Below are 25,236 nucleotides of genomic sequence, written 5' to 3' on the forward strand. Positions count from 1 at the left end.
CTAACTATCAGCCATGAGCGATCGCCCGATACATATTTTGATGATAGATGATGATGAAGACGATTTCTTTCTCGTAACAGAGTTACTTCATGATATTTCCCCGGGACAATATGTATTGGAATGGGCGCCGACTTATCAGAAAGGGCTTGAAGCCATCGAACGCCGGGCGCATGATGTATTCCTGGTCGATTACCGTCTGGGGCCTCATACAGGGATCGATATCCTGCACAGGATACAACAGATGCCGGAACAGTTGCCGGTAATCATGTTAACTGGTAAAGGGGATTATAACATCGACCGGGAAGCGATGCTGGCCGGCGCCTATGACTATCTTGTAAAAGGAGAAATCACGGCTGATTTGCTGGAAAGATCCATCCGGTATGCCCTGGATGAATATCACCACCGACGTACGATTGAAGAAGGAGAAAAGAAATACTACGGCATCTTCGAGAAGGCGCAGGATCTGATTATACTGGCCGATTGTGACCGGCATATCATTGACGCCAATCCCGCTGCACTTCGTATACTGGCCTATGACAGGGAAGCAATACTAAAATTGCATCTCCGCGATCTCTTTGCCTCTGCAGAACAGGGCGAGCATTTTCTGGCTGATATCAGCAACACTGCCAATGCCCACTCACGGGAATACGAATTCAAAACATCCGATAACCATAAGCGGACGGTATTAATCAATGCAGTGACGCTGGATGAAGTGGCGCAGATATTCCTTTGTGTGATCCAGGACATCACCGATAAAAAACGGGAGGAGCAGGAAAAGCAACACCAGGAAAAATTCGTCATCACAGGGCGTATTGCCAGGGTGGTAGCACACGAAGTAAGAAACCCGCTTACCAATATATTGCTGGCGGTCAGCCAGTTTAAGGAAGAAGGCACCGACAATGATGAGGTAACACTTTATACAGATATCATCGAAAGAAACTGCACCCGCATCAATCAGCTTATCACAGAGCTGTTGCACAGCACTCGTATGATAGAGCTGCATATAGAACCTGTGGGCATCAATGCGGTTACTGAGAAAGCGTTACAGCTGGCGGAAGACAGGTTGAAACTGAATGAAATCAGCGTAGAGAAAACGTTGGTATCTCCCGACATTACTATCCAGGCAGATGAAGAAAAACTCGTCATCGCTCTCCTCAACATCATTATCAACGCCATAGAAGCCATGGTACCCGGCAAAGGCGTTCTAACCATTACGACTATACGGAATCAGGAAAGAGTAAAGCTATTGATTGGCGACAACGGACATGGTATTCCGGAAGATAAGCTCGCCAGGCTGTTTGATCCGTTTTACACCAGCAAATCCAGAGGTACGGGCCTCGGGCTTACCAGTACGCAGAATATTCTGCTGAATCATAAAGGGACGATCCATGTTGATAGTGAGGCGGGTAAGGGAACAGTTTTTACAATAGCCTTTAGTCTTTAGTGAAATGCAACGTATAATCTCCGCTGCATTTCACTAAAAATTAAAAGCTATCAGTAATTTATATTGAGCAGTCGCAGCTTATTATATAATGTTTTCCGGTCTATATTCAGCACCTGTGCTGCTTTTGTTTTGTTATACTTCACTTCTTTCAGCACATTAATGATTTTATTGTATTCTGCCTGGAGGGCAACTGTTTTCAGGTCGTTGTCGTTGGAGAGGATGGCCAGTTCACCGGAAACGGGAGCTTCTTCGGATGATTGTGCGAATGCTTCTTTCATTTCCAGCGGCAGGGCCGTCATGGTGATTTCCTCCATCTCCGGTGTGAGCAGGCAGGCTCTCCGTATCACATTTTTCAGTTCACGGATATTGCCGGGCCAGTTATATTGTTGAAAACAATCCCATACTTCGGCGGATATTTTACCACAGGTTTTATCCAGTTCTCTTTCCACCTGGTTTACGAAAGCTGCCGTGAACAGGGGCAGATCTTCCCGGCGTTCCCGCAGTGGCGGAATGTAGATGGTAAATTCATTCAGGCGGTGGAAAAGATCTTCTCTGAATTTGCCTCTCTGTACAGATTCAGATAGTTTCTCGTTGGAAGCTACGATGATACGTACATCAATAGGTATTTCCTTGAGGCTTCCCACGCGGCGTATTAATTTCTCCTGCAATACGCGAAGCATGGCCACCTGGATATCGTAGGAGAGGTTAGATATTTCATCGAGGAAGAGTGTACCGCCCTGGGCCTGTTCAAATGCGCCTATTTTGGTACTGATAGCTCCCGTAAAAGAACCTTTTTCATGGCCAAACAGTTCACTGGCAGCCAGTTCCTTGGAAAGGCTACCACAGTCGAGCGCTACAAACGGCTGTTGATTTCTCTTACTGTGATGATGAATAAGATGTGCTACGGATTCCTTACCAGTTCCGGTTTCACCGAAAATGATCACACTGTAATCTGTAGGAGCTACTAATTTGATCTGACGGAATAGTTCACGTGCCCCTTCGCTTTCTCCATACACATATTTATCATTCTTATCGCTCTGACTACGTGTCAGCAGGGTTTCCCGCACCTCCGGCTCTGAGCCCGATTCTACAGGCCGTACCGCCTGTCGTTCCTGTTCGGCATCCTTATGAGCAAATGCTTTATGTACCAGATTGAGTATTTCATCGGGGTACAAGGGTTTGGAAAGATAGTCGTAGGCCCCGTTCTTCACCATTTCCACAGCTACCCTTACATCGGTATATCCAGTGATAATAATTACTATGGTAGCAGGATTGATCTGACGGATATCCTGCAACAGTTGGGCGCCATCTGTATCTTTTAACCGGTAATCGCACAGTACCAGATCATATGTTTTTTCTCTCAGCATCTTCAGTGCTGCAGCACCGGTCATAGTACTGTCCACATCAAATCCATGCTTCCCGAGAAATTTACTCAGGAGCGTACAGATATTTATTTCATCGTCTATGATCAAAATATTTTTCATACTTCTTGTAATATGTGGTCATTGCTAACAAAATAGCAGGTTAAATGTACTAATTATAATAACAGGCTTTTCAGCATTTGATGTTACCTATTAGTTCGTCTACATGTTTTACGCTGAATGGTTTGGCAAGAAAAAAAGCAGCACCGGCATTCAGCGCGGTTTGTTTTTCCATGGCATTATCATAAGCGCTGATAGTGATCACAGGCAGCGACGGGCATTTCTCCTTGATCACCGGCAAAGCTTCCAGGCCTGATCCATCGGGCAGGTGAATATCCAGGAACAGCAGGTCGGGCTGATGTTTCAGGATTGATTGCATCCCTTCGCCCAGTTCATGCACATATTTCACGGAGTAACCATGGCGCACGAGCGTCAGCTGTAAAAGTTTGCATATATCCGGTTCGTCGTCGATGATCAGAATGTTTGGATGCTTCATGGTCTTATTAGTTGAAGCCGAGTCGGACAGGCTCCAGGCTATTGGGTTTCGGTGTAACATACTTGTACTTATTCCATTGTTCCATCAAAAGTCTGGCTATCAGATAACACACTGTTGATTCAGCACCCTGGTTCTGATTGACGTTATTTTTTTCCAATCCATCATAACACCCGTAAGTTAAGGGATTATATACCAATTGCCTTAAATGATTATTTCCCAGATACCAGCTAAAAGCCAGGCGCATTTTTTCCAGATATGAATTATTTTTTGTGATATTATAAAATGTATTCATTGCCAGCATAGTGTATGCAATTTCAATCGACTGTTCTCCACCTTCTTCCGGAGGTATAACAGCGTTTTTATGATACCATGTTTTGTTACTTATTACTTTCATATGACTATCAGTGAAAGTTTTGCTGCAAAGGAAAGCGAGACTGTTTTCTCCTGTGCGGCGATACAATTCCATGCCTGTCACCTGGTAAGCCATCATGATTGCTTCCGGCAGTACAGCATTGCCGTATGTAAGGCAGGACTCATACCAATTCCAGACGCCGTCGGCTTCGTTGCGATAATATTCGTATAGCCGTGCTGCCAGCAGATGCAGGATTTCCACTGCGCGGTCGCCTGGTTTGTACTGGAGGAAATAGTATAGTCCTTTTATCGCAAATGCGATTGCTCTGGGCGATTGTACGGACTCCATCCAGTTGAAGCAGGGACGCAGCAATGACAGGGCGTCCTGTACTACATCGAAAGGCAGGTGCTGATGCTGTGAAAGGGCGTATCCCAGTGCCCATACAGTTCGGCCGTTGGCATCATCGAGGTTCACTTCCCGGTTCATTGCAGAGAAGCTGCCATCAAAGTCCATGTAGTTCAAAAACCTGCCAGATGGTGTCTGGCAGCGTTTTATGAAACCGATATACCTGCGCAGCAGCGAGTTGACGAAGCTGGAAGGTTTCAGTTCACTGCAATACATGCACATGGCTATGAGCGCGCGGGCGTTATCATCGAGGGTGTAGCCATACTCGGGATCAGGTACATCATGCCGGGAGAACTGCAACATGCCCGTTTCGTCGGTCATACGATCGATATGATCGAGGTAAGGAGGTGGCAGGTTAGGCAGGATGCGATCTTCAGAGAGTGCATCACTGATTACTTCCATGTGGGCGATGGCCACATTTTCCCAGATAGAGCTGCGTGTTTTTTCGATAGCGGCTTCGCTCATTTGCCGGCGAAGATCCGGATCGCCCAGCAGTCGCGTTGCGGCGGCGGAGAGCTGTCCGGGTTCATTAAAGCCAATGAGGCAACCGGCGCCATCGTCCAGCATTTCGCGGGCCTGTACAAAAGAAGTGGATATAACTGCACATCCTGCACTCATGGCGTATACAAAAGTACCGCTAACAGCCTGGTGCGGGTCTTTTGATGTGAAGAGGTATATATCAGTCAGCGACAGATAGTCGAGCAGCGTTTCCAGAGAAAGATACGCATTCACAAATCTCACATTATTCTCCAGGCCCAGTTCTTTCACCAATAATTCCAGGGAATCCCGGTATTGCTCTCCTTCATGGGAAAACACCACGGGGTGCGTCTTTCCCAACACCAGGTACATAGCTTCAGGATATTCATCCACAATGTGTTTCATGGCACGAATCCCTGTTTCTATTCCTTTATTCTCGCTCAGCAGGCCAAAGGTACTGAGTACCATTTTGCCATTCAGGTTATATTGTTCTTTCAGCGCAGGTACATCTTCTACTATGTGTGCGTGTGTACCGTGAGGAATGTGTGCAATCTTTTCTGCCGGCACCTGATATACTTCCCTGAGCAGTGTGGCAGACGAGCGGGTCATAACGATCACCTTCGCCGCCAATGTGCTGATGAGACTTACCACTTTTGTGCATTTAATATCGGGGTAGGGTAATACCGTATGGAAGCGTACTATAAAAGGCTTATCCAGCAAGGATATCATCGCGAGCAGGTTATGGCCGAATTCACCTCCATAAAGGCCGAATTCATGTTCAAAGCAGAGCAGATCTATCCGGTTATCCCGATTTATTTTCTGGGCAAAGTCGATGCAGTTATCAATATCAAAAGGGTTTACTGTGTACGTAACTGGCCCTGTGTGCGGATCAGCAGGTTTGCCGGCTTCTCTTAATGCGGCTACCTCTATGCGGAGGTTGCCTGCAAAATTCTTATTCATGGCATTCACCAGATCCTGGGCAAAAGTTGCGATACCGCATTCGCGGGGCGGATAGGAGGTCACAAATAGCAAGGTCCTGACTTTCATAATGACAGTTTTTCACAGTAAACAGTCTCTCCCGCTCCACACTTGTCATGGATCGGGATTCAGGATATTTCAAATATCAATCCAATGCCGGCCCCTTGCGGTTTTACTGATTTATCGTGAACGAAAATGTAGAAATCCTTCCACAAAAATTTGTTAATTGTCCACATGCCAGCCAACCAAAAAAATTCACATTCTATTAACAGTGAATATAAATATTTATATTTACAATTGTAAAACATTTTATCCCGATAGCTGGTTATTGTAGCACATTACTCATCAATAACCTATATATACCCGGATAAATATGTCCATTTGTCCATTTCAGCTTATTTTAGCTAAACCAAGCACCCAGGCTGTCATGTGAAAGACACTAAACCAATCCTTTCGTCATTTAAACCCAATTGGCGCTATGCGAAACATTGCATGCACATTTAATGTAGATGGTGTTCCAACCAAAATCAATTTGCGGAAGCTACCCCGGCAACGACGTTTTCAGGCTATTATCGACCGTAATATCACGGAGTATATTATCTCTGATGAAACTAACGAGATTGAATATTATGAGGGGCCTGTATTGAGCGACTATCTGTCGACCAAGATAGCCGGATTGATCAGGCAGTATTTTCCGAATGTCAGGGCAATAGTAAAAATAGGGGAAGATAACTATGAGGGGTATGATGATTATTAAGATCATCTGCATATGTAGCCTCCGGCTACCGGCGATCCGGTGAACTTAGTCTGTTCCGACCGAAGTTCACCGAATATTCCATTTCTATCAGATAAATCCTTTTTCGAGTGCCTGAAATGCTTCTGCGGGGTGTACCTGCAGCCACAAAATGGCATATACCGCTTGTGCAACCGGCATATAGGCTCCTATTTTTTTGTTCATTTCATGCAGGCATTTGCTGGCATAATAACCTTCTGCTATCATGTTCAGCTCGAGCTGGGCTGCTTTAACGCTGTAGCCTTTGCCTATCATATTGCCAAAGGTGCGGTTCCGGCTGTGCAGAGAATAGCAGGTCACCAGCAGATCGCCGAGATATGCACTGGCGCTGTAATTGTGTGTTACCGGCTCAGTTCCCGCCACAATCGCTTTTAACTCTTCATATTTTTCCAGGAAATGCTGCATTTCCCTGAAACAGTTGGTGATAAACACACTGAGGAAGTTGTCGCCATACTCCCGGCCATGCGCTATACCAGCGCCCAAAGCATATATATTCTTCAACACGGCTGCCAGCTGCACACCTACTACATCGGTGTTCACGATAGTGCGGAGATAACCTGAAGTGAATTTATCAGCGATAGTCTGGGTAGTTTCCAACTGAGTACCAGAAAAAGTGAGGTACGACAGTTTTTCATTGGCTACTTCTTCGGCGTGGCAAGGCCCGGTGATGGTAAAATACCGATCGGCAGTTAATCCGAAATGCTTTAGCAGGTATTCTCCTATCAGGTCGTTATTACTGGGCACGAGCCCTTTAATAGCAGAGATTACTTTTTTATTGTTCAGGGCATTTGCTGCCAGTCCGCTCAACACATTTTCAAGGAAAGCGGAAGGTACTGCCAGTACCAGTTCATCACAGGCAGCTACTATTTTCTGCAGGTCGTTACTAAGTGTCAGCAGGCTGGTATCAAAGTATACGGAGGTCAGATAATGCTTGTTATGATGTCTTAACTGCAGGTGTTGGATAGTGTCATCATTCCTGATCCACCAGTGAATATGATGTCCGTTGTCTGTCAGGATCTTTGCCAGCGCAGTAGCCCAGCTACCGCTGCCTATAATTCCAATACTCTTACTCACATTGCAAATTTTTATGCAATATAGAGAATTAGGAAATAGCGAGAAGACCTTAGCGAATAATTATCCATCGCTAAGGTCTTCTCGCTATTTCCTAATTCTTATATTATTTGGCTTGCCCTTCAAACAGCTGGTTCTTAGGTACCAGCTTTACTTTCTTACCATTATCGAGCAGGCGTGAAATGGCGGAGTAAGGGGCTGAAACTACCTGATCGCCTGCGCTCAGGCCGGAAGTCACTTGTATCCAGGCGTCGTCCTGTACACCGGTTTTTACAGTTATCATCTTCACGGTACCATCTTTCTGTAATACAAAAACCACTTCATTCAATTCCTGTTTTGTGCTGGCAGAAGAAGTAGGCGTTGTATCGTCCTGTGCTGGCTGCTTTTTATCATTTTTATCGCCATGTGCCTTGGAAGTAGTATCCCTGGTAGTTACCGCATTGATGGGGATAGCCAGTACATTGTTCACATACCTGGTTTGTATATTCACGCTGGCACTCATACCCGGACGGAAAGGGAATGTTCTTTTCTGCTTGTTAATAAGATCGTGGTAACTCTCGGGCAGTATACGGATATGTACTATATAACTTGTAACCTGTTCCGCGGAGGAGGCAGTAGCTACGGTGGCAGTGGCCGCACCTTTGCTGGAACTGGCTATCTGGGTTACTACACCTTTGAACTGGCGGTTGTTGTATGCGTCTACTTCGATGAGTGCAGTGTCGCCGAACTTTACTTTGGGGATATCGTTTTCTCCCACATCTACCTGTACTTCCATACTATTCATATCAGCGATGCGGAGCATTTCGGTACCAGTCATCTGTGCTGTACCCACAACACGTTCGCCTTTCTTCACTGAAAGCAGGGATATGATCCCCCCCATCGGTGCTGCAATGGTAGTACGGCCGAGGTTTTTATTTGCCTCATTCAGGTTAGCCTGTGCACTTCGTACGGCGAACTTGTTACCATTGATTTGCTGTACGGCGGCATTATAATCTGCCAGTGAAGCAAGATAAGTGGCCTGAGAGGTTTCAAATTCTGATTTTGAGATCACTTTCTGAGCTAACAGTTCTTTGTTCCTGTTAAAAGCGGCTTTATTCTGATCCAGCCTTGCCTGGAAAGAGTTAAGCGAAGCAGCAGAATTCGCGAGCTGGGCCTGTGTCTGGCTTACGGAGGCAGCAGCCTTATCTACCATGGAGCCATAAATATCCGCGTATATGCGTGCCAGTACCTGTCCCTTTTTTACGGAATCGCCCTCCTGTACAAGGAGGTCGGTGATTTCTCCGGATACGTCGGAGCTGACTTTTACCTCTGTTTCGGGATAAATCTTGCCGCTGGCGGTAACCACCTCTATAATATTACGGTTAGCAGCTTTGTCTACAGCAACTTTAATACCTTCATCTTTACCGATAACTCCGGACGCTTTCAGTACCAGGAGTAAAATAACAAATGAACAAAGTATGCCTATGAGCCAGTAAAGTGTCTTTTTCTTCATAAAGCAATTAATTTCCGGGAATCGCTACAGCGATATTTTCTGGTCTCTGTAGAACTCCAGCAATTTCATTTTAAATATATAGTCGTATTGGGCTATTACTCTATTAGTTTGCGCCTGGTACAATTTACTTTGTGTGGTGATATAATCAATTGTATTCATCAGCCCCAGATTAAACCGTTTGGTCGCAAAATCATATGCTTTCTGTGCGGACATTACCCCCGTGGTGGTGGAATGAAATTTCTGCAGCGCAGCTACGGCATTTGCGTGGGCAGTGTAAATATCCTGCTTCAGTTTCTGACGGTTCAGATCCCGGGTCAGTTCCTGATTCTGTATGGTAGCTTTTGCTTTGGCCACTGCCGTGCGCTGCTGCCAGCCATTAAAGATAGGAATGTTCATTCCAATACCTATTGTTTTCCGGAATGTATTGTCGATCTGTTCATTGAAAGGTATTAACTTATTATTCCGGTCGAAATAGTTATTGGCGTAATAAGTGTTCAGCCCTCCCTGTATACCCAATGAAGGATACAGCTGTGATTTGGTCGCCTGCCAGGATTTTTGGGCGCTTTTGATCATCAGTTCATCAGACTTTACCTGAGGATAATTGGTCAATGCTGCGCTGTAAACCATTTCAGGACCCATTTCCTGCAAAGGCGCCAAAGGCAGCGAGGCGATATTTTCCGGTACTTCAGGCTCGAAAGGAATCTCAAAACCGAGGTTCAGGTATGCCTTCTCCTGAAGTATAGAAAGAATAACATTATTTTTTGCGGTAACCAGGTTAGTACTATCAGAAGCCAGTTGTGCTTCCAGGTCGGCCTGATTACTTTCCGGCACGGAGCCGGCGATCACCAGTTTTTTGGTATTCTCCAGGTTAGAGGTGGTCAGGCGCACATTTTCTTCATTTACCTTTACCTGTTCTATGTTCAATAATATTTGCAGAAAAGCGGTAGCCACATTAAATGCCAGGTCGTTCCGGGCTTTTTCCAGCAGGAAGCTGTTGGCTTCTGCAGTATAGCGGTTGGCAGCTATGGTCCGTTGCTGGGCGAACCAGCTGAACAGGTTACCCTGCAGGTTAAGACCGCCACTGGCACTGAAATAGGTCTGGTTCACGTAGCTGTTGTCTGTCAGACTGGCCGACCTACCATCCGTATACCCTGCATTAGCAGAGCCACTGAGCGCAGGAATCCTCTGGAGCTTACTTTGCATATATGTCAGATCCGCCAGACGCTTTTGTACATCCTGTTGTTTAACACCTATGTTATGTTGCAACGCATAATCCACACACCTTTTAAGGCTCCACGTATCCTGGGCTTCAGCGGATATAGTGTTAGCAAACAATATGATCAGGAACATTCCTGTTATTCGGGATAGCTTCATAACAAACCAAAAATATAATAATTGCGACGATAGTTTCCGGCCGTTCTTGATAGAAGGCGAAAATTTAGTAGGTATGGCAGTATACTCCACTAATTGAGTGTACAACATAGTCTTTTTTTTACAAAAATTTAAAAAGTAATTCGCCTTTATTCATAGATATGACCGTCGCGAAGTTGGATGATCCGATTACCATATGTGGCATTGACATCCGAGTGGGTTACCTGAACAATGGTAATCTTGTCCTGCTCATTCAGGTGCTTGAACAGTTGCATGATCACCTTCGCCTGGTCGGAATGCAGGTTCCCGGTGGGTTCATCCGCCAATATCACGCGGGGTTCTGCCACAATAGCCCTGGCAATACCTACCAGTTGTTGCTGTCCTCCTGAGAGTTGATTGGGGAAAAGGTCTTTTTTGGCCACCATATTGAAACGGTCGAGTACATCAGCTACCCGGCTTTTTCTTTCCGAACTGCTGACATTTTTATATAAGAGCGGAGTTTCGATATTCTCGTAAACGGTCAGTTCATCGATCAGGTGATATGCCTGGAATACAAAACCTATAGCGCCGCGATGCAGCTGGGTTCTTTTCTTCTCGTTCATCTTATCTACCTTCTCCCCGTCGAACAGGTACTGTCCTTCAGAGGGTTCTTCCAATAATCCCATAATATGCAGCAGGGTAGATTTTCCCGATCCGGATGGTCCCATTATAGATACAAATTCTCCTTCGTTGATGGTAAGATCAATATCTTTCAGGATAAAGTTTCTTCCTAATCCCACTGGATAATATCTGGATATTTTCTGCAATTCAATCATGATCTGTCAATTTGTTTGTTGAATGAAATGTTTATATCTGCATATCGGTTTAGCAATATAATTAAAAGTAACCGGCCGGCTTATTCTGATCGCAAACTATCCACCGGGTTTCTCAGGGCAGCCTTTACCGATTGCATACTGGCCGTTGCCATGGCAATAATGATTGCTGCGCCCCCTGCCAGCAGGAACGCTCCGGCCGACATACCGGCATTATACGCAAATGAATTCAGCCAGTGTTGCATGGCATACCATGCCAGCGGAGAGGCAATAAGCAGTGCAATCATCACCAGCTTCATAAAATCCCTGGACAGCAGCAATACCACGCTGCCGGCGGAAGCTCCCAGCACTTTCCTGATCCCTATTTCCCGGGTACGCTGTTCTGCTGTAAATGCCACCAGCCCGAATAGCCCAAGACAAGCCACCAGTATAATGATCGTAGAGAACCCCGCCATTATATACCCGGTTTTGTACTCTTGGGTATACAGGTTATTAAAGTCTTCATCCATAAAATGATACTCGAATGGAATACCTTGCTGATATTCATTCCATAGCTTCCCGATGGCAGCGATCACCTGCTGATTATTCCCCGAAACTTTCACCAGTATCTGTCCAAACCAGTTGTATTCCGGAAAAACGATGATTGGCTCAATTTTGAGCTTCATCGACGCAAAGTGAAAATCTTTCATGACACCTTTTACCGTGCCCGCCCGGCCGTTCATCACCAGTCTTTTCCCCAACGCTGTTTCTGATGTCCATCCCAGCGCTTTTACGGCGGATTCATTCAGGAAGAAGTGGTATACCTGGTCTTTTTCCGCTTTCAGCACATCCTGTATATCAGCATTGGTAAGATCTGATCCGGCCAGGAGGGTGATACCCATTGTACGGAGATAATCTTTCTCTACCGGTATCGCTGTCAGGTTCATCCCAAATTCGGGACGTTTTCCTTCCACCTGGCCTATTGAATAGCCACCGCCAACTGCTACGGGGGAATCATAAGACGCACTCACCGACTGTACGCCTGCCTGCTGCAAGACACGCTCTTTAAATGCTGCCAGTTGCTGCTGGCCAAACCTCCCGCCAGACAGCACCAATACGCCGGACCTGTCGAGCCCCAATTGCTTATGCTGTATATAATGCAACTGCCGTTGTACCACCAGCGTACAGATAATAAAGAATACAGAGGCTGCAAACTGGAAAACAACCAGCGTTTTGCGAATACGCCTTCCACCCAGCGGCGTATGCCCTTTCAACGTTTGAACAGGCCGGAAGCGCGCCAGGAAAAAGGCCGGGTAAGTGCCGGCAACAAAAGCAGTAGTGATAAAAATGAGTGCGAGCAGCGCATATAGCCAGTAGCCGGTAGTGAAATCCAACACTAGTTTTACACCGACAATATTATTGAAAGATGGCAGCAATATCATTGCTATCAGTACCCCGACTATCAGTGCATAACCTGTAATAAGGAATGATTCTGCGATAAATTGCCAGAAAACCTGTCCTCTTACGGCTCCCAATGCCTTACGGACGCCAATCTCCCGGCTTCTTTCTGCAGAACGGGCTGTAGCGAGGTTTACAAAATTGATACAAGCCACCAGCAACAGGAGTATCGCTACAACGGTGAGTATACGGTTGTAACGGATGTCGCCGTATTGTTCTGATCCATCCTGGGCAAGGGAATGCAGATGTAAATCGCCCAGGGCTTCCGGCACAAGGTCGAGTGTCGCCCCTGCCGCCAGTACTTTACCAAACCGATCTTTGATATAACCCTGCAATTGCTGATGCAGTTTATCTGCCGGAATATTATCTGCCAGCATTACATAGGTGAGATAATTAGGTCTGTTCCAGTTATCCTTTTCTCCCAGAGAAGCGTAACTGGCAACAAAATCAAATTTAAGATGTGTATTGGCTGGCGGATCTTTTGCCACACCGGTCACCTGGTAACTTTTGTCGTCAATCTTCAGGAGCTTCCCCACAATATCTGTAGTACCAAAATATCTGCGCGCAGTGGAGGCCGACAAAACCACCATATCCGGCCCGTTTAATGCAGTGGCAGGATCTCCGGCTATCAGCGGAAAAGAGAACATCCGGAAGAAATCAGGATCTGTATAGATAAACTGCTTTTCGGTGGTTATTTTATCTCCATTCCGTACTGTTGACGCCGACGGATATACCCTGCTTACCATTTTCACACCGGAGAAATCCTTTATCAGCGGCGCCAGGGCGTTCATCGTCATAGCAGTATGCACGACCGGCTGGTCTTTTTCTCCGTAATCTGTTCGCATGCGATACAGCTGCTTTCCGTGCTCGTGAAAGCGGTCATAAGTCCATTCGTTCCGCAGATACAGCGATAGCAACAAAAAACAGCCTATCCCCACCGCAAGCCCGGTGACATTGATCAGCGTATATAATTTTCTTTTTACAAGGTTTCTTGCGGCAATCTTCAGGTAACTGATAAACATCCTGGTTGTTTTTATTGTTAAAAAAGAAAAACAGGGCGCGTAGATACGCACTCTGAATTGCTGTTCACTTGTTATTCTACTCGTAATGTTGCGACCGGATTTCGCACGGCGGCTTTCAATGTTTGTGCTCCTATTGCCAGCAGTGCTGTTGCAGCGGCAATACAGGCCGATAACACAAACATCCAGGGTTGCATATGAATACGATATGCAAACTGTTGCAACCATTGGTGCATCAGGTATCCTGCCACCGGCGACGCGATCGCCAATGCTATAATAATCAGCCGGACATACTCTCCGGAAAGCAGCGCTGTAATCTGCAGCACGCTTGCCCCGAGTACTTTCCTGACTCCGATTTCCTTCATCCGCTGTTCCGCCGCAAAAGCGGCCAGCCCCAACAAACCCATTCCTGCGATGAGAATAGTCAGCACCGTAAATCCGTCAAACAAGCCGGAGAGCCTGTCTTCCGCTGTGTACATCTTCTCAAAAGCCTCATCCAGAAAATTGTATTTAAACGGGCCTGCCGGATCATACGCAGTATAGATCTTCCTGATCTGCGCAATCAACGCAGGCAGATCCTGCTCCGGCGCTATTTTTACAAATAAACAGCCGGGGCTTTTACTTCCCCATAGCGCCGACGACGCTGTTTGCACAGTAATCCCCAATGGCGCAATCGCTGAATGAAGGGATTGAAAATGAAAATCTTTTACCACACCTATTACTTCCATTTTATTTCCTCCCAGGTTAACATACCTGCCCACAGGCGACGATGTAAATCCCAGGCGTTCCACCGCTACTTCATTCAGCACTATTTTTTCTTCCATACCTACCTGCGTCATATCCGCCGGAGGTATCTTCCATTGCAATCCTTCCATGTTCAATAAGGGGCGATCCATATCCATCATCCAGAGCGCCAGTCCCGGCCGGGGAGCTTCTTCCTGGATAAACCACATCCCAAGCCCTCCGTACAAAGGATACCTGGCCGTTCCGGTTTCCAATACCCCATTCAGCTCACTCACCTGCTGGCGATAGGCCTGATAGTGGTTTCCCATGGAACTCTGAAATGGCAGCATCAGGATATTTGCTTTACTGATTCCTGTATTGGTGTGGCGGAAGAAATAAAGCTGCCGGTTAATGACTATGCTGCAAATGATCAACAGGGTAGCCATACTGAATTGAGCTACCGTCAATACCTTTCTGACGGATGCACCGCCACTGCTTTTTCTCATCTTCCCCGACAATACCGTTATCGGGTTATAACGCGATAGCACAAACGAAGGGTAGCTCCCGGCCACCACAATAGTGATCAGCAGTAAGGCGGCATATATCGTGAGTACGGTTGGATGAAAAAGAAAACGCAGGTCTGTTTTCAGCTGCAGCAGATTGAAAAACCAATTCCTACCGCAAAAACAAAGCCCCAGGGCTAGTAAAAAGGCCAGCACCGCATACAATGCAGACTCCACATAAAATTGCCGGGCTATATGCTTATGGCCTGCTCCCAACGCCTTTCTTACGCCTATTTCGCGGGCACGAACCGTTGCTCTGGCAGTAGAAAGACTCATATAATTGATCAGCGCCATCAGCAGCACCAGTATAGCCACTACCGGAAACAGTTTCAGATAACGCAAACTGAAACCGGGGTTGAATTGCGGGCTGGTATGCAAATCAGTAAACGGCACCAGCAAAGACCGTCCGGGCTCTCCGTCGGCTGCCTGTTGCCGGCTGATATTACCAGCCACCGCAGTGGCATGGGCCGGCGCATCCAGCTTCAGGTATACATTGAACATTCCCCCGACCCCCTGCGCGTCTGCTGCGAATTGCTTCAGCGACTCAATACCCGGTATACTGGCCATAGAAAGCAGGAAATCGGCCTTAATGGAAGAATTGGAAGGAGCATCGGCCATTACGCCGGTCACCTGGAAAAGATACTGGCTATTGTAACGTAACTGCTTCCCAATCACATCTTCATTACCAAAATACCTGCGGGCAGCCGATGCTGAAATCACTATACTGAAAGGCTGTTTCAGCGCCGTTTCCGGATCTCCCTGCAACAGCGGGAAGGAGAAAAAAATGAAATAACCGGCATCTGTAAACGAGAGGTTGGTCGCTTCTGCTTTGCTCGCAGGATCTGCCGGATTCTCGATAACAGCAGTCTCTCCTACGGGACCGCCTACACGTAAAAAACTTTCTACTGCAGCATTCTGGTGTTGTATTGCCCGGGCAGTGCCGAACTTAAAATGATCTATCTGTAATGTATCGTTACTAAGCTTTATCCGCTGATACAGCGCAAAAATCCTGTCTTTATCTTTATGGAAACGATCATAGCTGTATTCATGTGCCACATACAACATGATCAGCATACATACACAAAGCCCCGCTGCCAGTCCACCGATGTTGATGAAGCTGTACAATTTGCTCTTTATCAGATTACGCCATGCAAGTTTTATGTAGTTAAAAAGTAGCATATCATTTAATCGTTCCTGAGATTATTGACGGGATTAACGTCAATCGCTCTCCACGTTTGTGAAAAAATCGTCACCAATGCGATCAGTACCAGTATGCCAAAGCTGCCTAGCATCGGCAAAACACCGACATTCACCCGGTAAGCAAATAATTGCAGGAATAATGCGCTTCCTATATATCCCAGCGGCAATGCTATACAACCGGCAATAATGATCAGTCTGATGTAGTTGCGCGACAACAGCAGCATCAATCCCATAACAGTAGCGCCCAGCACTTTGCGGATACTGATTTCCTTGCGCCTTGTAAAAGAGGTGTAGGCTACTATCCCCAACAATCCCAGCGAGGCTATCATTGTAGTGATGGATACCAGGAAAGACAACATAGCAACCACTTCTCCTCCGCTGGTACGTTCGTATAACTGTTCGTCCATCCAGCCGGCAGTAAACGTTTCGCCCGGATGCATTTCCTGCCATACCGTTTTCACTCCTGCCAGCTGTTGTTCTTCATTCCCTTTTGCCATTGCCAGCTGCAGCTGGTTGAATTCCTGCGGCGCAAAGCGTATGGCGAACGGCTGGATATTTACTTCTATCGGCTGATAGTTAAAATCTTTTACTACGCCTATTACATTCAACTGAACAGTATCAGAAAGCCACAATGCCTTACCAATAGCATCTGCCGGGCTTTTCAGCCCCATTACGCTTACAGCCCGCTCGTTGATGATAACATATTGTTCCCTGTTTGCCGAAGCTGCTTCCGGGAACGTAGTACCAGCCAGCAACTTCAGGTCCATTATCTTCACAAAATTTGCATCGCCCGCATAGTACCCGAATTCGACAGGTTGTTTGCTGTCGCCCGATCTCAGGCGGCAGAAACTGCATTGCCTGGGCATTCCCAGTGTTCCTGAACTGGCAGTAGCAGCGGTTACACCATTCAGTTGCAGCATCCTTTCTTTCATCAGCTGATAATCCACATCGGCCAGGGGTACATTCAGTATCTCTTTCCGTTGAAATCCCATGTCCATAGCGGCTTTAAAGTGAAACTGCCGGTAAACGGTTACCAGGAAAACGATAGCGGTCAGTGAAAGCGTAAACTGAATAACGATGAGCGTTTTTCTCAGCCCCAATCCTCCGAACAATTTAATATCCACCATATTCTTCAGCACTTTCGCCGGCTGGAACGACGACAGGGCCCAGGCTGGTATTACTCCCGCTACAATCCCTGTAATAAGACTGAAAGAAAAAAACAGTACCAGCAACTGCCAGCTGAACAGGTTGATATCCGGTACAGGTAATATGCTGAAATGAGTGGATTGCATCGCTAACAGCATCAATACCGCCAGCACCAGTGCAATGAAACACATGAATACAGATTCGGTGATAAATTGCATGAACACCTGCCAGCGCATCGCCCCGTTCACCTTACGAACGCCAACTTCACGGGCACGTTGTAAGGAGCGCACAATGGAAAGGTTGGTATAATTAAAGCAGGCACAAATAAGCAGCAGCAGCCCCACCCCTACTTCTGTCAGGATTTTGGCCCAGGGGGGCGTACCGGAGAAATCGTCATAAAGCTCACGGGATGGCGTAATGCGGCTCAATGCCTGTGGCTCAAATACCAGGCTTCCCTTCCCCTTTGCCGGCATATCTGCGTAACGTGTACCGAGCCCGTTCAGCACGGCATCAAGCGCCTTCTCTCCTTTACCTGGCCGCATGAGCACATAGGTATAACTTCCCTGCAGGATATCCCAGTTTTGTAACCTTTCAGGCAAATTATGCACCTGCTCCAATGCGGGCACTGACGACAATGAGGCATAAGCATCGAAGTCGATATGCGATAAGCCCTGATTGGGCTGGAGTATTCCGGTCACAATATAGTTACCCATTTTATCGAAGCTGATCATTTTACCCATGGGGTCTGCAGCACCGAAAAAACGTTGAGCCGTTTCCGTTGTCAGTATAATGCTATTCGGCGAATTCAGCGCCGTACGCGGATCTCCGGCGGCCAGCTTAAACCCGAACACGTCGAAAAAGGACGGAGTGGTAAATACTCCTTTCACATTTATCTTCTTTTTATCTACTCTTCCTTTTTCATTTAACGCAGCATACAGGGTTACTGCTTTCTCTACGGCCGGGTAACTGTTCCTGATCTCTTCTCCCATGGGTAAGGGAGTACTGGCCATATGATATTTCCGTCCATCCGGTGTTTGCACCTGTGTGGTGATCCGCCAGATACGATCGGCATGAGAATGGAATTTATCGTAACTAAAAACATCGCGTTGATGCATCATCACAATCAGGCATATTGTCATGCTGACAGCCAGCCCGGCGATATTGATCAAAGTAAACAACTTTTGCCGGTGCAGATTCCTGATTGCTATGATGAGATAACGCCTGATCATTTTATTCTGCTTTTAGTGAGTGAACGGGATTAGCCAATGCAGCCTTTACAGACTGATAAGCCACTGTTGCCAGGGCAATCAGTATGGCTCCCATTGCGGAGTATATAAATATGCCGGCCGACAAGCCGGTATGATAGGCGAAACCAGACAACCATTTGTTCATCAGATACCAACTCAGCGGTGTAGCCACCAGGATGCTGATGAGCACCAGGCGCAGGAATGCGGATGATAACAGCGTAGTTACATTCGCAACAGATGCGCCCATTACCTTACGGATACTGATTTCCTTTCTGCGCTGCTCAGCGGTGAACACCGACAATCCAAATAATCCCAGACAGGAAATCAGCACGGCTACCACTGCAAATACCTGGGCCAGTTTCTTCAACATACTCTCTGTACGGTAAAGGTTATCAAATAATGTATCCATGAAATGATAATCGGCCGGATGACCAGGGTTCAATGTGTTATAGACCTTCTCTATGGATGCTACCTGTGCAGCTACATCTCCATTTCTCAAACGAATCACCAGGTAGTTGTTATCCTTTGGCTCCAGCATCATTACCATCGGATTGATGTTTTCCCTCATGGATTTAAAATGGAAGTCCTTCACCACCCCGATAATCCTTCCTTTTCCTTTCCAGAAGGAAATCTCCTTCCCTATCGGATCTGCCATACCCATTGTACGGGCAGCTGTTTCATTGATAATATAGGCGCCGGAATCGCTGGCAAAGTCGCGGGAAAAATCACGTCCTTTCATCATCGTCATTCCCATAGTAGCTACATAATCGTATCCCACCTGCAAAGGAGCCGTACTCAGTATCAGCTTCTCCGGCTTTCCCTCCCAGTTCAAATCGGCACTCGACCCGCTGATATCCACCGGCAGATCACTGCTCAGGGTGTAGGATTTAACGGATGGCAATTGATCAATCGCCTGTTCAACGGCCTGCCGGTTCTTTGCAAAATCGTTGTCGAGTTGCAGATACATCACATTTTCCTTATCCACTCCCAGGTTACGGTGATAGATATATTGCATTTGCTGATAAACCACCACACTGCTTACTATGAAGATGAATGAAAGCATGAACTGCACCACTACCAGGTTTCTCCGGAAGAGGGACGTTCCTCCGCTGCCGGTATCTCCCTTCAACACTTTTACCGGCAGGAAACCAGACAATACAAATGCAGGATAACATCCCGCCAGCAAGCCGGTAACCAGTATCAGCGCCAGTAACCCGGGTAGATATTTCATTACCATCTCCCAGGTAAACACAATATGCTTACCGGTAAAATCATTAAATACGGGCATTAACAGGATCACTATCACTGCGGCCAGCAATGCCGCAATGATACTCATCAGCAGCGCTTCGCCGGTGAACTGCATGATCAGGGAATAGCGGGAGGCACCCATTGTTTTTCGTACACCTACCTCTCTTGCTCTCTTAGACGCCTGCGCGGTAGAAAGATTGATGAAGTTAATACAGGCAATAGCCAGTACAATCAATGCCGTAATGAAAAACAATCTTACATACGCAATCCGTCCACCGCTTACTTTCCCGTTGTCATATTTTGAATGTAGATAGATATCAGGGAACGGCTGAAACCAAAACTGCGCATCTACATCGGGAGCTATTTTTTTCATATGCTGCTGCACCTTCTGCGTCAGCTGATCGATGTTGGTACCAGGTTTCACCACCATATAGTTGCAAACAGAGTAGCTTCCTCTTTTAAGCAGCCACGGACTTTGCTTAACGGTTGCTTCGAAAGGCAATAGCAGATCGAATTGCCAGGAAGAAGACGTGGGTACGTCTTTGGCGATGCCTGTAACTATCAGGTTCCTGGCACTGTCCAGCCTCAGGATCTTTCCCATTGCCTGACTGTTGCCAAATATTTTCTTTGCGGTAGAAGCAGTAAGCACCACTGCATCCGGCTGCGTCAACGCGCTGCGCCGGTCTCCTTCCAGCAATGGAAAATCCAGTTCCTCCAGAAAATTAGGTGTAACGTATATGAGATGCTTCAACAACTGTGTACCTCCGGCTGTAGTTACCGGCAGGTTATCATCGAGTGGCCTCAGTTTAACATTAGCAGTGATTTCAGGGAACGCGTTCTTCATATCATCTCCTGCCACAACAGGGGTCACGCCCATTGTTTGCAATCCGCCCCAGTTAACATTCACATTAAGACGATAAATATTTTTCCCGTTGGAATGGAATTGATCGACACTATATTCATCCATCACCCAGCATAAAATAAACATACATACCGCCATTCCGAAGGCCAGACCAGCAATGTTGATGGTCGCAAAGAAGCGGCTTCTCTGAAGATTTCTCCAGGCTATGCGGAAATAGTTTCTAATCATGTTATTCGGATCTAAGTGATTTAACAGGATTGGTTAATGCAGCGCGGATAGCCTGCACACCAACAGTTCCCAGCGCTATAACAATTACCGCCAGCGCGCTGAGGGCATATACCCACCACTGTATATATATCCTGTATTCAAAGTGTTGCAGCCATTTGTTCATCCCGTACCAGGCAAGTGGAGAAGCAATGCAAATGCCTACCAGCACCAGTTTGAGAAAATCTGTAGATAGCAGCACAGAAATATTTGCAACAGATGCTCCTAATACTTTGCGGATACCCACTTCTTTGGTACGTTGGCGGGAAATCAATACCGACAGGCCGAACAAGCCCATACAGGCTATGAAAATTGCCAGGCCTGAAAAGATGCCGAACAGCTTTCCCAATGTGCGTTCGGAGGCATATTGTTTTGCAATGTCGTTTTCAACAAATGAGTAGTTAAAGGGGATATCAGGTTTCAGCTGATTCCAGACGGCTGCTGCTTTTTTCATCGCTGCCACATGATCACCCGGGCGCAGGCGCAGCGTCGCAATAGCAGTTTCCTTCGGGCGCACCAGATAAATAACAGGGGTCACCGCCTGCCGCAGATTACGGACGTTGAAATCCTCCACCATTCCTACGATAGTACCATGCCGGTTCATATACCCCGGCCTCCATTCAATACGTTTGCCGATAGGATCGTTGAGCCCTAACTGCCTTGCTGCGGCTTTATTGACGATAAAGGCATCTGTAGAATCTGTTGCCATTTGCGGATTGAAATCCCTCCCCGCTACCAGTTTGATACCCATTGTTTTTAACAGGTCGAAATCCGATTCAATAATGCCCGCTACAAAAGCTTCTCTATCCTGGCCACCTTCAGCTACTACCGGGTTGTTATTGAATATTCCATCACCCAACAACATATTATGTATGGATGCATTTTCCACTTCCGGCAATTGCAGCAGATGCTCTTTCAGTACCATCTTCTCACTCACGGAGTCAATGCCGGTCAGGTATACATTTACCAGGCGTTCCTTATCAAATCCCAGGTTCTTATCCTGCCAGTATCTCAGTTGGGAATATACTACTACCGTAGAAATGATCAATGCAACCGCTACGGCAAATTGCGATACCACAAGTCCTTTACGCGCAAACACTCCTGAAGCCGATGTAATCAGTGTTCCTTTCAGTACTCTTACCGGCAATAATCCGGAAAGATACAATGCAGGATAACTGCCGGCTACCAGTCCTACAGACAGCACCAGTAACAGCAAACCGGTATAAATAAACGTATCCGCTGAATCAAACAATCTCAGCTCTCCTCCGGTTATCCTGTTAAACGCAGGTAACAGCAACGCGGCCAGTAAAAGTGCCAGTATAAAGGAGATAACACTGATTACCATTGATTCGGTGAGAAACTGAAGAATGAGGTTCTTTCTTTCTGCACCCATCACCTTACGCAGTCCTACTTCTTTCGCCCTTTCATGCGCACGGGCAGTGGTGAGGTTCATAAAATTGATGCAGGCGATCAATACAAGAAATGCAGCAATGGCAACATACAGCCAGATCATCGGGGAATCATCTACGTCTCCCCTATCTCCCAACGGATGCAGATGCGCGCGGGTAATTGGCTGCAATAACAGCTCGAACTGACCACCGATTCTTTTCAGTATAGGGCCAATATGCCGGTCTGTGAATGACCGCATTTCTGCTTCTACCTGCCGGGGGTTGGTATGCTCCGGCAATTGCACAAACGTAAAATTGTTGGAGAAGTTAAACCACTCGCGCTCAATATACCATTTCTCCTTTATCTTCTCATCCACCCATGTTTTATACGACTGGATCATGCTCATTTGCAGCTCGGTATTCGCAGGCATATCCTTCATGACACCAGTAACAGTACAGGCATAGTCGTTACCTACTTTTATGGTTTTTCCTACAGGCGATTCTTTTCCGAAATATTTATTTGCAGCAGCAGCGGAAAGTACTATAGAATAAGGTTCCTTGAGAACGGTGGCAGGATCACCTTCCAGCAGCGGAAAATCAAACATTTTAAAAAAGCCTGCATCAGCGTACCCGGTGTTTTCTTCCCAAATTTTCTTTTCTCCAACAGTAAAAAGGGTATTCCCCGGATAATAGATACGTACTGCGTCTTTGATACTACTGATATCGCTTTTCAAATTCGGACCGATGGGGAACTGAGTGGTTGATCCATAGTCGATCTGCTTGTTACTGGGCCTTTGGAATCCGGTTGTGACCCGGTAAATATCACCAGCATTGCGGTGGAACTTATCGAAACTCAGCTCATTCCGTACATACAAAACAATCAGCATGCAACAGGCCATGCCTACTGCAAGCCCTGCAACATTAATTACAGTAATGAGCTTATGCCTTTTTAAATGGCGGATAGCGATTTTGAAATAATTCCGAAACATCATGATGTGGTTTTAGAATGGCGGAAAAAATCACACATGAAACTGCTCCTTGATATTCTCTGTCACTACCCGACCATCAAACAGATTGATAATACGGTGTGCAAACCCGGCATCATATGGAGAGTGTGTTACCATGATCAGCGTAGTACCTGCATTGTTAAGCTCCTGCAACAGCTTCATTACTTCTTCCCCGTTGGTAGAGTCCAGGTTACCGGTGGGCTCATCCGCCAGTATCAGATTAGGCTTTGCAACTACTGCGCGGGCAATCGCCACACGCTGCTGCTGACCACCCGACAACTGCTGGGGAAAGTGATTCCGCCGGTGCATGATATTCATACGTTCCAGCACTTCCTCTACCTTACCTTTCCTCTCTGCAGCAGGCACCTTCAGATACAATAACGGCAGCTCCACATTTTCAAAAACCGTTAACTCATCTATCAGGTTAAAGCTCTGGAAAACAAAACCGATAGAACCCTTACGAAGCTGCGCCCGCTGACGTTCACTCATACGCGCTACCTCTTTACCCCAGAAGTGATATTCCCCATCAGAAGGGTTATCCAGCAACCCGAGGATGTTCAGTAAAGTAGATTTGCCGCAACCCGACGGCCCCATGATGGCCACAAATTCGCCATCCTGAATTTCCATGTTGATCCCGTTGAGAGCAGTGGTTTCCACTTCTTCTGTTGTAAACAACTTCTGTAAGTTAACAGTGCGTATCATAAGAGTATTTTGTTTTAAGTACTGATTTATTAAGAATGGATGAATGAATATTAAAATGATAAGACGTCTTTGTTCCCGAAGTTTTCGTACGATGAAGTGATCACCTGGTCGCCCGGTTGCAATCCTTCCAGCACTTCAAAATATAAAGGATTTTTGCGGCCCAGTGAAATATTCCTTTTAACAGCCCGCTTGCCACTCTTATCTACTACATATACCCAGTTACCACCGGTATCAGAGAAGAAGCCTCCCAGCGGCAGCAGTATTGCTTCAGCAGATTTACCCAGTACCAGCCGGATGGGCGTCGATTGCCCGCGACGGATACCATCGGGGGTTTGTTTCTCGAAGTTCATATCCGCCTGGAAACGGCCACTTTTTACTTCCGGATAAACTTTGGTAACCACCATGTCGTAACTCTTTCCATCAAATTCAAAAGTCGCTTTCAACCCGGCAAAAACCTGTGATACATAGTGTTCGTCGATATCGGCCCTCAGCTTGAATCCGTTCAAATCGTCGATCTGTCCGATATTCTGGCCGGCAGTAATACTGGATCCTACTTCCACATCAATCGAAGACAGCTGGCCGGCTACCGGGGCTTTTACGATCAGGCTGTTCAGGTTTTCGCGCATCAGCTCCAGGTTCCGCTGGGTACGAGCCAGTGTTCCTTCCAGCTGGGTTATCTGCATTTTGGCGTTCTCGCGCTGGTATTGCTGCGACTGACTCTGGATATCCCGTTGCCGGAGCAATCCCTCCAGTTCATACTTATTCTTGTTGAAGTCCTGACGGGCAACAATTTTTTCCTCTACCAGTTGTTTATTCCGGTCGTACAGGTCCTGGGCGGTCGCAATCTTGGCATCCAGGTCGGAAATGGTCTGCTGCATGGTAAATTCCTGCTGACGGATAGACAAACGGGTATTCTGCAATTCGTTACGTAACCGGTATATTTCGGTTTCATGATTCACAAATTCCATCATCATATGTTGGTTATCCAACCGGAGAATGGAATCGCCGGCTTTCACCATGCTACCTCCTTCCAGGTATTTGCGCGATACATAACCACCCTCTATGGCATCCAGCCGGATGGTCTTTAACGGCATTACTACAGCAGTTACAGCTATATATACATCAAAGGTTCCTTTTTTAACGGCAGATATAGTAATCTTGTCCTTCTCTACGTTAAGAGTAGCCCGGTGATCAGCAAAGATCAGCGTGTACAACAGCAGCATTACCACTACTGCACCACCGCTTATCATCATGATGCGTTTCCTGTTCCAGAACTTCTTTTCTATTTTTCTATCCATGTTATGAGCGAAAAGTTTGC

Annotated in this window: 16 protein-coding genes; 2 read left to right on the forward strand and 14 right to left on the reverse strand. The window is 46.6% G+C overall.

What is annotated here, in order from left to right; all coding sequences use genetic code 11:
- Nucleotides 1-13: 13 nt before the first annotated feature.
- Nucleotides 14-1,444 carry an ATP-binding protein gene (locus UNH61_RS28255; RefSeq protein WP_326995356.1) on the forward strand — a complete coding sequence of 477 codons (1,431 nt, stop codon included), beginning with the start codon at nt 14-16 and terminating at the stop codon, nt 1,442-1,444.
- 50 nt (nt 1,445-1,494) lie between these two features.
- Here UNH61_RS28255 and UNH61_RS28260 read toward each other — a convergent pair whose 3' ends face one another.
- From UNH61_RS28260 to UNH61_RS28270, 3 genes are all read right to left on the reverse strand, one after another.
- Nucleotides 1,495-2,928 carry a sigma-54 dependent transcriptional regulator gene (locus tag UNH61_RS28260; protein ID WP_326995358.1) on the reverse strand — a complete coding sequence of 478 codons (1,434 nt, stop codon included), beginning with the start codon at nt 2,926-2,928 and terminating at the stop codon, nt 1,495-1,497.
- A gap of 70 nt (nt 2,929-2,998) precedes the next feature.
- Nucleotides 2,999-3,361, reverse strand: coding sequence for a response regulator (locus UNH61_RS28265; protein ID WP_326995359.1), 363 nt, complete (start codon nt 3,359-3,361; stop codon nt 2,999-3,001).
- 7 nt (nt 3,362-3,368) lie between these two features.
- Nucleotides 3,369-5,642 carry a glycosyltransferase gene (locus tag UNH61_RS28270; RefSeq protein ID WP_326995360.1) on the reverse strand — a complete coding sequence of 758 codons (2,274 nt, stop codon included), beginning with the start codon at nt 5,640-5,642 and terminating at the stop codon, nt 3,369-3,371.
- A 409-nt stretch (nt 5,643-6,051) separates the two neighbouring features.
- Here UNH61_RS28270 and UNH61_RS28275 point away from each other — a divergent pair, with 409 nt between their 5' ends.
- The gene (locus UNH61_RS28275) at nt 6,052-6,330 is read left to right on the forward strand and encodes a hypothetical protein (RefSeq protein WP_326995361.1); all 279 of its coding nucleotides are present in this window, start codon (nt 6,052-6,054) and stop codon (nt 6,328-6,330) included.
- An 87-nt stretch (nt 6,331-6,417) separates the two neighbouring features.
- Here the strand turns inward: UNH61_RS28275 and UNH61_RS28280 are convergent, their stop codons facing one another.
- The 11 genes from UNH61_RS28280 to UNH61_RS28330 all read right to left on the reverse strand — a co-directional run bounded on the left by UNH61_RS28280 (nt 6,418) and on the right by UNH61_RS28330 (nt 25,216).
- The gene (locus UNH61_RS28280) at nt 6,418-7,440 is read right to left on the reverse strand and encodes an NAD(P)H-dependent glycerol-3-phosphate dehydrogenase (protein WP_326995362.1); all 1,023 of its coding nucleotides are present in this window, start codon (nt 7,438-7,440) and stop codon (nt 6,418-6,420) included.
- 103 nt (nt 7,441-7,543) lie between these two features.
- A complete protein-coding gene (locus tag UNH61_RS28285; protein WP_326995363.1) occupies nt 7,544-8,929 on the reverse strand; it encodes an efflux RND transporter periplasmic adaptor subunit in 1,386 nt (461 codons plus the stop codon).
- Nucleotides 8,930-8,953: 24 nt separating this feature from the next.
- Entirely contained in the window at nt 8,954-10,303 is a 1,350-nt protein-coding gene (locus UNH61_RS28290) for a TolC family protein (RefSeq protein WP_326995364.1), read from the reverse strand.
- 146 nt (nt 10,304-10,449) lie between these two features.
- Entirely contained in the window at nt 10,450-11,115 is a 666-nt protein-coding gene (locus UNH61_RS28295; protein WP_326995365.1) for an ABC transporter ATP-binding protein, read from the reverse strand.
- An 80-nt stretch (nt 11,116-11,195) separates the two neighbouring features.
- Nucleotides 11,196-13,571: an ABC transporter permease gene (locus UNH61_RS28300; protein ID WP_326995366.1), complete on the reverse strand. Its 2,376-nt coding sequence runs from the start codon at nt 13,569-13,571 to the stop codon at nt 11,196-11,198.
- Between the two features lie 71 nt (nt 13,572-13,642).
- Nucleotides 13,643-16,033, reverse strand: a complete 2,391-nt coding sequence (locus UNH61_RS28305; protein ID WP_326995367.1) for an ABC transporter permease — start codon at nt 16,031-16,033, stop codon at nt 13,643-13,645.
- Between the two features lie 5 nt (nt 16,034-16,038).
- A complete protein-coding gene (locus UNH61_RS28310) occupies nt 16,039-18,429 on the reverse strand; it encodes an ABC transporter permease (RefSeq protein WP_326995368.1) in 2,391 nt (796 codons plus the stop codon).
- Nucleotide 18,430: 1 nt separating this feature from the next.
- A complete protein-coding gene (locus tag UNH61_RS28315; protein ID WP_326995369.1) occupies nt 18,431-20,785 on the reverse strand; it encodes an ABC transporter permease in 2,355 nt (784 codons plus the stop codon).
- A gap of 1 nt (nt 20,786) precedes the next feature.
- Nucleotides 20,787-23,201, reverse strand: a complete 2,415-nt coding sequence (locus UNH61_RS28320) for an ABC transporter permease (RefSeq protein ID WP_326995370.1) — start codon at nt 23,199-23,201, stop codon at nt 20,787-20,789.
- A gap of 27 nt (nt 23,202-23,228) precedes the next feature.
- Entirely contained in the window at nt 23,229-23,918 is a 690-nt protein-coding gene (locus UNH61_RS28325; RefSeq protein ID WP_326995371.1) for an ABC transporter ATP-binding protein, read from the reverse strand.
- A gap of 50 nt (nt 23,919-23,968) precedes the next feature.
- Nucleotides 23,969-25,216 (reverse strand): efflux RND transporter periplasmic adaptor subunit, encoded by a 1,248-nt coding sequence (locus UNH61_RS28330; protein WP_326995372.1) that lies wholly within the window; start codon nt 25,214-25,216, stop codon nt 23,969-23,971.
- Nucleotides 25,217-25,236: the final 20 nt, after the last annotated feature.

The organism is Chitinophaga sp. 180180018-3, assembly GCF_037893185.1.
Taxonomy (GTDB): domain Bacteria; phylum Bacteroidota; class Bacteroidia; order Chitinophagales; family Chitinophagaceae; genus Chitinophaga.

What these genes read in the sequence shown, in the direction of transcription:
- UNH61_RS28270 (WP_326995360.1), bottom strand. Translation starts at nt 5,642, where the DNA reads ATGAAAGTCAGGACCTTGCTATTTGTGACCTCCTATCCGCCCCGCGAA.
- UNH61_RS28315 (WP_326995369.1), bottom strand. Translation starts at nt 20,785, where the DNA reads ATGATTAGAAACTATTTCCGCATAGCCTGGAGAAATCTTCAGAGAAGC.
- UNH61_RS28275 (WP_326995361.1), top strand. Translation starts at nt 6,052, where the DNA reads ATGCGAAACATTGCATGCACATTTAATGTAGATGGTGTTCCAACCAAA.
- UNH61_RS28310 (WP_326995368.1), bottom strand. Translation starts at nt 18,429, where the DNA reads ATGATCAGGCGTTATCTCATCATAGCAATCAGGAATCTGCACCGGCAA.
- UNH61_RS28320 (WP_326995370.1), bottom strand. Translation starts at nt 23,201, where the DNA reads ATGATGTTTCGGAATTATTTCAAAATCGCTATCCGCCATTTAAAAAGG.
- UNH61_RS28325 (WP_326995371.1), bottom strand. Translation starts at nt 23,918, where the DNA reads ATGATACGCACTGTTAACTTACAGAAGTTGTTTACAACAGAAGAAGTG.
- UNH61_RS28295 (WP_326995365.1), bottom strand. Translation starts at nt 11,115, where the DNA reads ATGATTGAATTGCAGAAAATATCCAGATATTATCCAGTGGGATTAGGA.
- UNH61_RS28260 (WP_326995358.1), bottom strand. Translation starts at nt 2,928, where the DNA reads ATGAAAAATATTTTGATCATAGACGATGAAATAAATATCTGTACGCTC.
- UNH61_RS28330 (WP_326995372.1), bottom strand. Translation starts at nt 25,216, where the DNA reads ATGGATAGAAAAATAGAAAAGAAGTTCTGGAACAGGAAACGCATCATG.
- UNH61_RS28255 (WP_326995356.1), top strand. Translation starts at nt 14, where the DNA reads ATGAGCGATCGCCCGATACATATTTTGATGATAGATGATGATGAAGAC.
- UNH61_RS28265 (WP_326995359.1), bottom strand. Translation starts at nt 3,361, where the DNA reads ATGAAGCATCCAAACATTCTGATCATCGACGACGAACCGGATATATGC.
- UNH61_RS28305 (WP_326995367.1), bottom strand. Translation starts at nt 16,033, where the DNA reads ATGCTACTTTTTAACTACATAAAACTTGCATGGCGTAATCTGATAAAG.
- UNH61_RS28300 (WP_326995366.1), bottom strand. Translation starts at nt 13,571, where the DNA reads ATGTTTATCAGTTACCTGAAGATTGCCGCAAGAAACCTTGTAAAAAGA.
- UNH61_RS28285 (WP_326995363.1), bottom strand. Translation starts at nt 8,929, where the DNA reads ATGAAGAAAAAGACACTTTACTGGCTCATAGGCATACTTTGTTCATTT.
- UNH61_RS28290 (WP_326995364.1), bottom strand. Translation starts at nt 10,303, where the DNA reads ATGAAGCTATCCCGAATAACAGGAATGTTCCTGATCATATTGTTTGCT.